This window comes from Pseudoalteromonas sp. S1727, assembly GCF_005886375.1.
In the GTDB taxonomy this organism is placed as follows: domain Bacteria; phylum Pseudomonadota; class Gammaproteobacteria; order Enterobacterales; family Alteromonadaceae; genus Pseudoalteromonas; species Pseudoalteromonas haloplanktis.
In genome coordinates this window covers 1-7175 of sequence record NZ_PNDT01000083.1, presented here as the reverse complement: position 1 = coordinate 7175, position 7175 = coordinate 1, and the positions used below count along the sequence as shown (strand labels likewise).

At 43.8% G+C, this 7175-nt stretch carries 8 protein-coding genes; 6 read left to right on the top strand and 2 right to left on the bottom strand.

What is annotated here, in order from left to right; translation table 11 throughout:
* Positions 1-32: 32 nt before the first annotated feature.
* From CWB85_RS16820 to CWB85_RS16800, 5 genes are read left to right on the top strand one after another with little or no spacing between them, the layout of a single operon-like run.
* On the top strand, positions 33-1034 hold the full coding sequence (locus tag CWB85_RS16820; RefSeq protein ID WP_016708396.1) for an FAD-dependent oxidoreductase: 1002 nt from the start codon (positions 33-35) through the stop codon (positions 1032-1034).
* A gap of 20 nt (positions 1035-1054) precedes the next feature.
* Positions 1055-1252, top strand: coding sequence for a sulfur carrier protein ThiS (gene thiS, locus CWB85_RS16815; protein WP_029216111.1), 198 nt, complete (start codon positions 1055-1057; stop codon positions 1250-1252).
* Position 1253: 1 nt separating this feature from the next.
* Positions 1254-2072: a thiazole synthase gene (locus CWB85_RS16810; protein WP_016708398.1), complete on the top strand. Its 819-nt coding sequence runs from the start codon at positions 1254-1256 to the stop codon at positions 2070-2072.
* A gap of 13 nt (positions 2073-2085) precedes the next feature.
* Complete coding sequence (gene thiE, locus CWB85_RS16805; protein ID WP_138555507.1) at positions 2086-3606, top strand: thiamine phosphate synthase; 1521 nt, start codon at positions 2086-2088, stop codon at positions 3604-3606.
* On the top strand, positions 3606-4364 hold the full coding sequence (locus CWB85_RS16800; RefSeq protein WP_138555506.1) for a HesA/MoeB/ThiF family protein: 759 nt from the start codon (positions 3606-3608) through the stop codon (positions 4362-4364). The genes thiE and CWB85_RS16800 overlap by 1 nt, the downstream gene beginning before the upstream one ends.
* A gap of 52 nt (positions 4365-4416) precedes the next feature.
* Here CWB85_RS16800 and asd read toward each other — a convergent pair whose 3' ends face one another.
* Positions 4417-5283 (bottom strand): archaetidylserine decarboxylase, encoded by an 867-nt coding sequence (asd, locus tag CWB85_RS16795; protein ID WP_016708401.1) that lies wholly within the window; start codon positions 5281-5283, stop codon positions 4417-4419.
* A 15-nt stretch (positions 5284-5298) separates the two neighbouring features.
* Positions 5299-6357, bottom strand: coding sequence for a small ribosomal subunit biogenesis GTPase RsgA (rsgA, locus tag CWB85_RS16790; protein WP_016708402.1), 1059 nt, complete (start codon positions 6355-6357; stop codon positions 5299-5301).
* A 122-nt stretch (positions 6358-6479) separates the two neighbouring features.
* Between rsgA and orn the strand changes: the two genes are divergently transcribed.
* Positions 6480-7025, top strand: a complete 546-nt coding sequence (orn, locus tag CWB85_RS16785; RefSeq protein ID WP_016708403.1) for an oligoribonuclease — start codon at positions 6480-6482, stop codon at positions 7023-7025.
* Positions 7026-7175 lie beyond the last annotated feature (150 nt).

The window sequence follows — 7175 nt, the reverse complement described above, 5'->3', positions numbered from 1 at the left end:
AGAACCTAGAACCTAGAACCTGAGGAGCTCTTATGTCTTATAACATTGCGGTAATAGGCTTTGGTTTAACTGGGCGCTTAGCGGCGCTTGAACTGAGCTTAAAGCATAAGGTGACTGTTTATGAATCGGGAGATGAGCAGGCGCTTGATAGTGCGGGAAAAGTCGCTGCGGCGATGCTCGCGCCTTTAGCTGAATCGGTATTATGTGAACAAGATTTAGCTTTGCTAGGACTGGATTCGATCAGGCGCTGGCCAAGTATTTTAGCGCAGCTTGACGATGAAGTGTTTTTTCAACAGCAAGGTTCTTTAGTGGTCGCTCACCAGCAAGACAAAGGCGATTTACAGAGTTTTATACAACGCTTAAAACCTTTGGCTGGTCATCATGGACACCGGTTAACAGGAGCGCAAATCAGTGAGTTAGAGCCAGAACTTGCAGGGCGTTTTAATCAAGGTGTGTTTTTACCGTGCGAAGGGCAAATTGATAATCACGCTTTTTATCAAGCGAGTTTTAAGACTCTGAAGCAGCGGAATGTGAGCTTTAAGTTTGCACAAACAGTTGATGTAGACTCTGGAAACTTGCAGCAATCATTTGATTATATTGTTGATTGTCGTGGTCTAGGCGCTAAAAGTGCAGCGTGTAAGTTGCGTGGAGTACGTGGTGAGGTCGTGCGTTTGTTCGCCCCTGAGGTAAAGTTAACGCGTCCGGTGCGGTTAATGCATCCGCGCTATCCAATCTATATTGCCCCTAAGCCTAACGACCAGTATGTGATTGGTGCGACAGAAATCGAGTCACAAGATCATGGCCCAGCTACGGTACGCTCAACTCTTGAGCTATTATCGGCAGCGTACACAGTACATAGTGGCTTTGCAGAAGCACGGGTGTTAAGCATTCAAACTGGCCTGCGTCCTGCGTTTAGCGATAATCGCCCGCAGGTAACTCAGCAGCAACAGCTGATCAGCATTAATGGCTTGTATCGCCATGGCTATTTGCTTGCACCGAGTTTAGTCGCTGATGCTGTGGCGCGGATCAATTAAGGGTTAGTATGAAAATGAGTATGAAAATAACAATTAATGGTGAAAGTTTTGAGTTGGTAAATACCGCCAATTTAACCCAAGCATTACAGCAATTTGCTGCAAAGGAGCCTTTTGCGGTTGCGATTAATGGTCAATTTATTCCGCGTAGTCAGTGTGATACACACTTACTCAATGAAGGCGATAGCATTGAATTACTATCACCGATCCAAGGTGGTTAATGTGAGTAGTTTAATATCAGATAGTTTTAGTATTTATGGTGAGCAGTTCACTAGCCGCCTATTAATTGGCTCGGCATTGTATCCGTCACCTGCGATTATGGCCGATTCCATTGTAGCCAGTGGTGCGCAGGTGGTTACTGTGTCATTACGACGTCAGCAAAGCGCCGCAGCTGGTGATGACTTTTGGCAGTTGATCAAAGACACAGGGTTAAAAGTATTACCCAATACAGCAGGGTGTCATAGTGTTAAGGAAGTTGTTACGCTTGCGCAAATGTGCCGTGAAGTGTTTGCCACCGATTGGATCAAGCTAGAATTAATAGGTGATGACTATAACCTACAACCCGATCCGTTTGCTTTACTTGAAGCCACAAAAATATTGTTAGCTGACGGTTTTAAAGTGTTACCTTATTGCACCGACGATTTAGTATTATGCCAACGTTTAGCTGAAGCTGGATGTGAAGTACTAATGCCATGGGGAGCGCCGATTGGCACAGGCAAAGGGTTATTAAATCAATATAATTTAAGAACTATTCGAGAGCGATTACCCGATACCACATTAATAGTCGATGCAGGCTTAGGTTTACCATCACACGCCTGCCAAGCGCTTGAATTAGGTTATGATGCAGTGTTATTAAATTCGGCTATTGCAGGCGCGGGCTGCCCTGTTACCATGAGTCATGCATTTAAAGCAGCGGTTGAGGCTGGCCGTTTTGCGTACCGAGCGAAGGCGATGCCAGAAAAAGACGTTGCTGCCCCATCTACTCCCACGATGGGTATGCCTTTTTGGCATCAAGATTTTGGTATTAAGAATAAAAATTAGGAAATACGTAACTATGAATCATGTTGTTTGGACAATTGCTGGCTCTGACTCTGGCGGTGGTGCAGGTATTCAAGCGGATATTAAAGCGATGCAAAGTTTTGGCGTCCATGGTTGTACGGCGATCACCGCGTTGACTGCGCAAAATAGTTTAGGCGTTGAAGCACTTAACCCAATTTCAACCGAAGTGATTGAATCACAATTACTTGCGCTTGAAAGCGACATGAAAGCCCGAGTTATTAAAATTGGCATGTTGGCAAATGTGCAGCAAATTCAATTGATCAGTGAGCACCTTAAACATTATAAAGCCACATGGCCTGTTACACCTTTAGTTGTTTATGATCCCGTGGCGATTGCTAGCAGTGGTGACTTACTGACAGAAGAAGATACTGTTAGTGCAATTAAAGAATGCTTAATGCCGCTGGTGGATGTGATCACCCCCAATACGCATGAAACGCAGTTATTCACAAGCGTGTATTTAATAGGCCCTAGCGCTGTAAAAGAGGCAGCAGCTAAACTACATAGTTGGGGCGCGAAAGCGGTGGTGATCAAAGGTGGTCATTGGGATTACCCAAGTGGATATTGCATTGATTACTGCAGTGAGGGGGAAAGCGAATACTGGCTTGGCAATGAAAAAGTTCAAACCCCACATAGTCATGGTACAGGGTGTAGTATGGCGTCGGTGATTGCTGCCTGTTTAGCAAAAGGTTACCCACTAAAAGATGCCTTTATTTTAGCAAAAGCGTATATCAATCAAGGTTTAAAAGCGGCTACTCGCTACGGTGAGGGGATTGGTCCTGTGGCACAAACGAGCTTTCCAGAAAATCTTGCCGATTACCCACAAGTAATAGAAGCGGGCAGTTGGCTGGGGGATGAACTTGATTTTGAACAACCGAATGAATTTACTATGGCGGCAGGCTTTGCAGAGTGTGAAAGCAAACAGCTTGGTTTGTATGCGGTGGTTGATACGCTTGACTGGCTAGAAAAGTGCTTGGCCCAAGGAGTTAAAACTGTACAGCTTAGAATGAAAAATGGCACTGATGAGGAGCTTGATCACGCAGTTGCCGCAGCTGTTACACTTGGTCAAAAGTATGATGGTAATGTGTACATCAACGATCATTGGCAATTAGCCATTAAGCATGGCGCTTATGGTGTACACTTAGGGCAAGAAGACTTACTGAAGGCTAACCTAGTTGCCATTAAAGAGTCCGGTATGCGATTAGGACTGTCAACTCACGGTTTTTATGAAATGCTACGCGCTCATAATTACCGCCCGAGTTATATGGCGTTTGGCGCTATTTACCCCACCACCACCAAAGATATGACAGGGCAAATACAAGGGCTTGAAAAGTTAAAACACTTTGTGCCGTTAATGCAAGATTATCCAACCGTCGCCATTGGTGGTATTGATTTAGCACGTGCCAGTGACGTTGCGGCAACCGGGGTTGGTAGTGTGGCTGTAGTGAGAGCGATTACCGAATCTACTGATTATCAGCAAGCTATAGCCGATTTACAAAGTATTATTGGTCATGAATAATGATTGAGTTATCAGACAAAGAGCAGCTGCGTTACAGCCGCCATTTAATGCTCAAAGAAGTAGGGCTGGAAGGGCAGTTAAAATTAAAAGCAGCCCATATAGTGGTTGTAGGCGCAGGTGGCCTAGGCAGTCCTGCGTTACTGTATTTAGCTGCTGCTGGTGTTGGCGAGTTAACCTTGTTAGATGACGATAAAGTTGAGCTTTCGAACTTACAGCGCCAAGTGCTCTATAAGGTAAATCACTTAGGACAAGACAAGGTCAGCGCTGCGGGTAAAGTGTTAAGTAGCTTAAATAATCAAATAAAAATTAATACAATTAGTACTAAACTCAGTGCTGATAATGCCCAGCAAGTATTCTCTGGCGCGACTTTAGTACTTGATTGCAGTGATAACTTTAGCACGCGTTATGTGGTGAATCGGCAATGCTTGGCACTAGGGATCCCGCTTGTGTCAGGGGCGGCTATAGCGAGCGAAGGTCAGTTGATGTGTTTTGATTTTCGCCAGCCACAAAGCCCTTGTTACGGCTGTTTATTTGGAGCACAACCCCAAGAGCAAACGCTCAATTGCAGTAATTCAGGGGTATTAAGCCCGCTATTAGGGGTAATCGGTTCAATGCAGGCACTATTAGCAGTTAATATTGTGCTTGCTCATCATCAAGGTAGTCAGTTTATTCGTTTTGATGGATTAAGTTTAGCGCAGCAGCAGTTTAAATTAAGCAAAGCGCCCCAGTGTACGGAATGTGGTGGGGAACTGGCTTGATATAATAAAACGCGGCATGACAGGATCAGCCGCGTTTTTATTGAAAAATTAATTAATCATCAATCTCAGCGAAGGGTGTGCCCATACGGGTTATAGTGCCAGGTTTTTGATCATCAAAAATGTCTGCTTTATCTGCTCCCCAAGCTAAAATAACCGTTGAGCCTAATTTAAAGCGGCCCATTTCTTCACCTTTTTTCAAGGTAATGGCGTTGTCACCTGTGGTTGGGTAGTTCCAGCTAAATACATCTTTACCTGCGGGTGGTGTCACTGTGCCAGCCCAAACAGTCTCAATGCTAGCAACAATAGTCGCTCCTACTAATACCATAGCAAGCGGGCCAATTTCAGTATCAAATATAGCTACTACGCGTTCATTACGTGCAAATAAGTTTGGTACATTTTGTGCGGTAAGTGGGTTTACTGAGAATAAATCACCCGGTACATAAATCATTTTGCTTAATGTGCCGTCAATAGGCATATGAATACGGTGATAGTCCTTTGGGGCCAAATAAATAGTTGCAAAGTCACCTCCTAAAAATGGTGCTGTATCTTGCTCTGAGCCACCTAGTAGTGCTTGCAAGCTGTAATCATGGCCTTTAGCTTGGATCAGTTGACCTTCAACAATCGGCCCTAGTTGGCTGATCGCCCCATCGACAGGGTGAGCAATGATATCACTCTCTGTTGCTAATGGGCGCACACCGTCTTTTAACGGGCGAGTAAAAAATTCATTAAAGGTTTTATAGTGAGCAGGATCGCTATATTGCGCTTCGCTCATATCAATTTTGTATTGTTTAATAAATAGCTTGATCAAGGTAGTGGTAAGTGCGCCAGCTTTCGCTGCGGCTAATTTACCCACCATGCGCGATACAAAGTGTTTTGGCATTGCATATTGCATTGCTATTTTGAACTTATCTAAACTCACTGATTTCTTCCTAATTTATACGCGCGGAGCGCGAGCTCCGGCACGGCCATCGGCCATTGTTTCTAAAATTCTGTGGTAACTATCAAAACGTAACTGCGAAATATCACCTTCATCTACTGCTTGACGAATTATACAACCTGGATCGTTTAAATGCTTGCAGTCTCGAAAACGACAGCCACCGATGAATTCACGAAATTCTTTAAAGCACCATGTAACACGTTCTACATCTAAGTGCCATAAACCAAACTCACGAATGCCTGGCGAGTCAATTAAATTACCGCCAGAAGGGAGGTGGTGTAATCGTGATACTGTCGTAGTGTGTTGACCAAGACCGCTGTTTTCAGAGACTTCTTTGGTGAGTATTTCAGCATCAGGTAAAACAGTATTCACTAAGGTTGATTTACCTACGCCACTTTGACCAACAAAAATACTGTTTTTATCAACTAACGTTTCTTTTAGTGCGTCAATGCCATAACCACTTTTATTACTCACTAAAAAAACTTGATAACCAAGGCCACGGTAAATATCGAGTACTTGGTTGATTTCTGCTAAGCCTTGCTCGTCAATTAAGTCTATTTTATTAAGCACTAAAATAGGCTCTATGCCCATGTCTTCACACGCGATTAAATACCGGTCGATAATACTTGGGGTAAACTCGGGTAATACTGCTGACACCATCAATATTTGGTCAATGTTGGCTGCTATGACTTTTACACCGTCGTAAAAATCAGGGCGAGTTAATTGCGAACGGCGTTCATGCATCGCTTCAATTACACCAGCTAAATCACCTTCGCTGACTTTAGCACGACGAAATTGTACTTCGTCACCACAAACAATGCCTTTTACGGTGCGGCGAATATTACAGCGTAGTACATCGCCGGCATCGGTTTCAATGTCTGCATGTTGGCCAAACCGGCTGATCACCACGGCATTTTCTGCAGGGCCTAAATTGTCCGTTTGCCATTGGTTTGATGCACCTTGGGCAGTGCCTGCATCGGCATTCGACAAGCGCTTTTGGTGATTGGCCTTGATCCGACGGGATTGGCCTTTACTTAATTTCTTCTGTTTTGCCACTTTTGGCCTATAACTTGGTTAAATGTCGTGCTTTTTGAAAAAAAAGCTTTAGGTCGACTGATGATACTAATATGATATAACTAAATGCGTTGGATCTAAAGGAAAGTACCGCTTAGGTAATTATGTCTTTTCATAAATCAAATCTTATCTGGCTCGACCTTGAAATGACAGGTCTTGAACCAGCCACAGATAAAATACTCGAAATAGCCACTGTTGTCACCGACAGTGAGTTAAACATTTTGGCTGAAGGGCCAACTATTGCTATTCATCAAAGCGATGAGTTACTTGATGGCATGGATGAATGGTGTACCACTCAACATGGTCAATCTGGCTTAACAGCACGTTGTAAAGCAAGTACATTTACAGAGCAAGATGCTGTAGAGCAAACCTTAGCATTTTTAAAGCAATGGGTTCCTGCTGGCGCGTCACCTATGTGTGGAAACTCTATTGGTCAAGACAGACGCTTTATGAATAAGTATATGCGCGAATTGGAAGATTACTTCCATTACCGTAACTTAGACGTGAGCACCATTAAAGAGCTTGCACGACGCTGGAAACCAGAGGTGTTAGCGCAAGTGAACAAAAAAGGCTCACACCTTGCTTTGGACGACATTAAAGATTCGATCATGGAATTAAAAGTCTACCAAGAAAAATTCTTTAATTTGTAAAAAACACTTGCAAACACATTGAAATATTGTAGAATCCTGCCCCGCTTAAGACGATAACCCCCGCGGGGTTAGTGTGTTTGAGTGCAGGTTAAAGGAACGAGGTTTAATATTGGTAGAACCTAAAACCTGAATATGATGCGGCACTAGCTC

What these genes read in the sequence shown, in the direction of transcription:
- CWB85_RS16800 (WP_138555506.1), top strand. Translation starts at nt 3,606, where the DNA reads ATGATTGAGTTATCAGACAAAGAGCAGCTGCGTTACAGCCGCCATTTA.
- CWB85_RS16820 (WP_016708396.1), top strand. Translation starts at nt 33, where the DNA reads ATGTCTTATAACATTGCGGTAATAGGCTTTGGTTTAACTGGGCGCTTA.
- orn (WP_016708403.1), top strand. Translation starts at nt 6,480, where the DNA reads ATGTCTTTTCATAAATCAAATCTTATCTGGCTCGACCTTGAAATGACA.
- thiE (WP_138555507.1), top strand. Translation starts at nt 2,086, where the DNA reads ATGAATCATGTTGTTTGGACAATTGCTGGCTCTGACTCTGGCGGTGGT.
- thiS (WP_029216111.1), top strand. Translation starts at nt 1,055, where the DNA reads ATGAAAATAACAATTAATGGTGAAAGTTTTGAGTTGGTAAATACCGCC.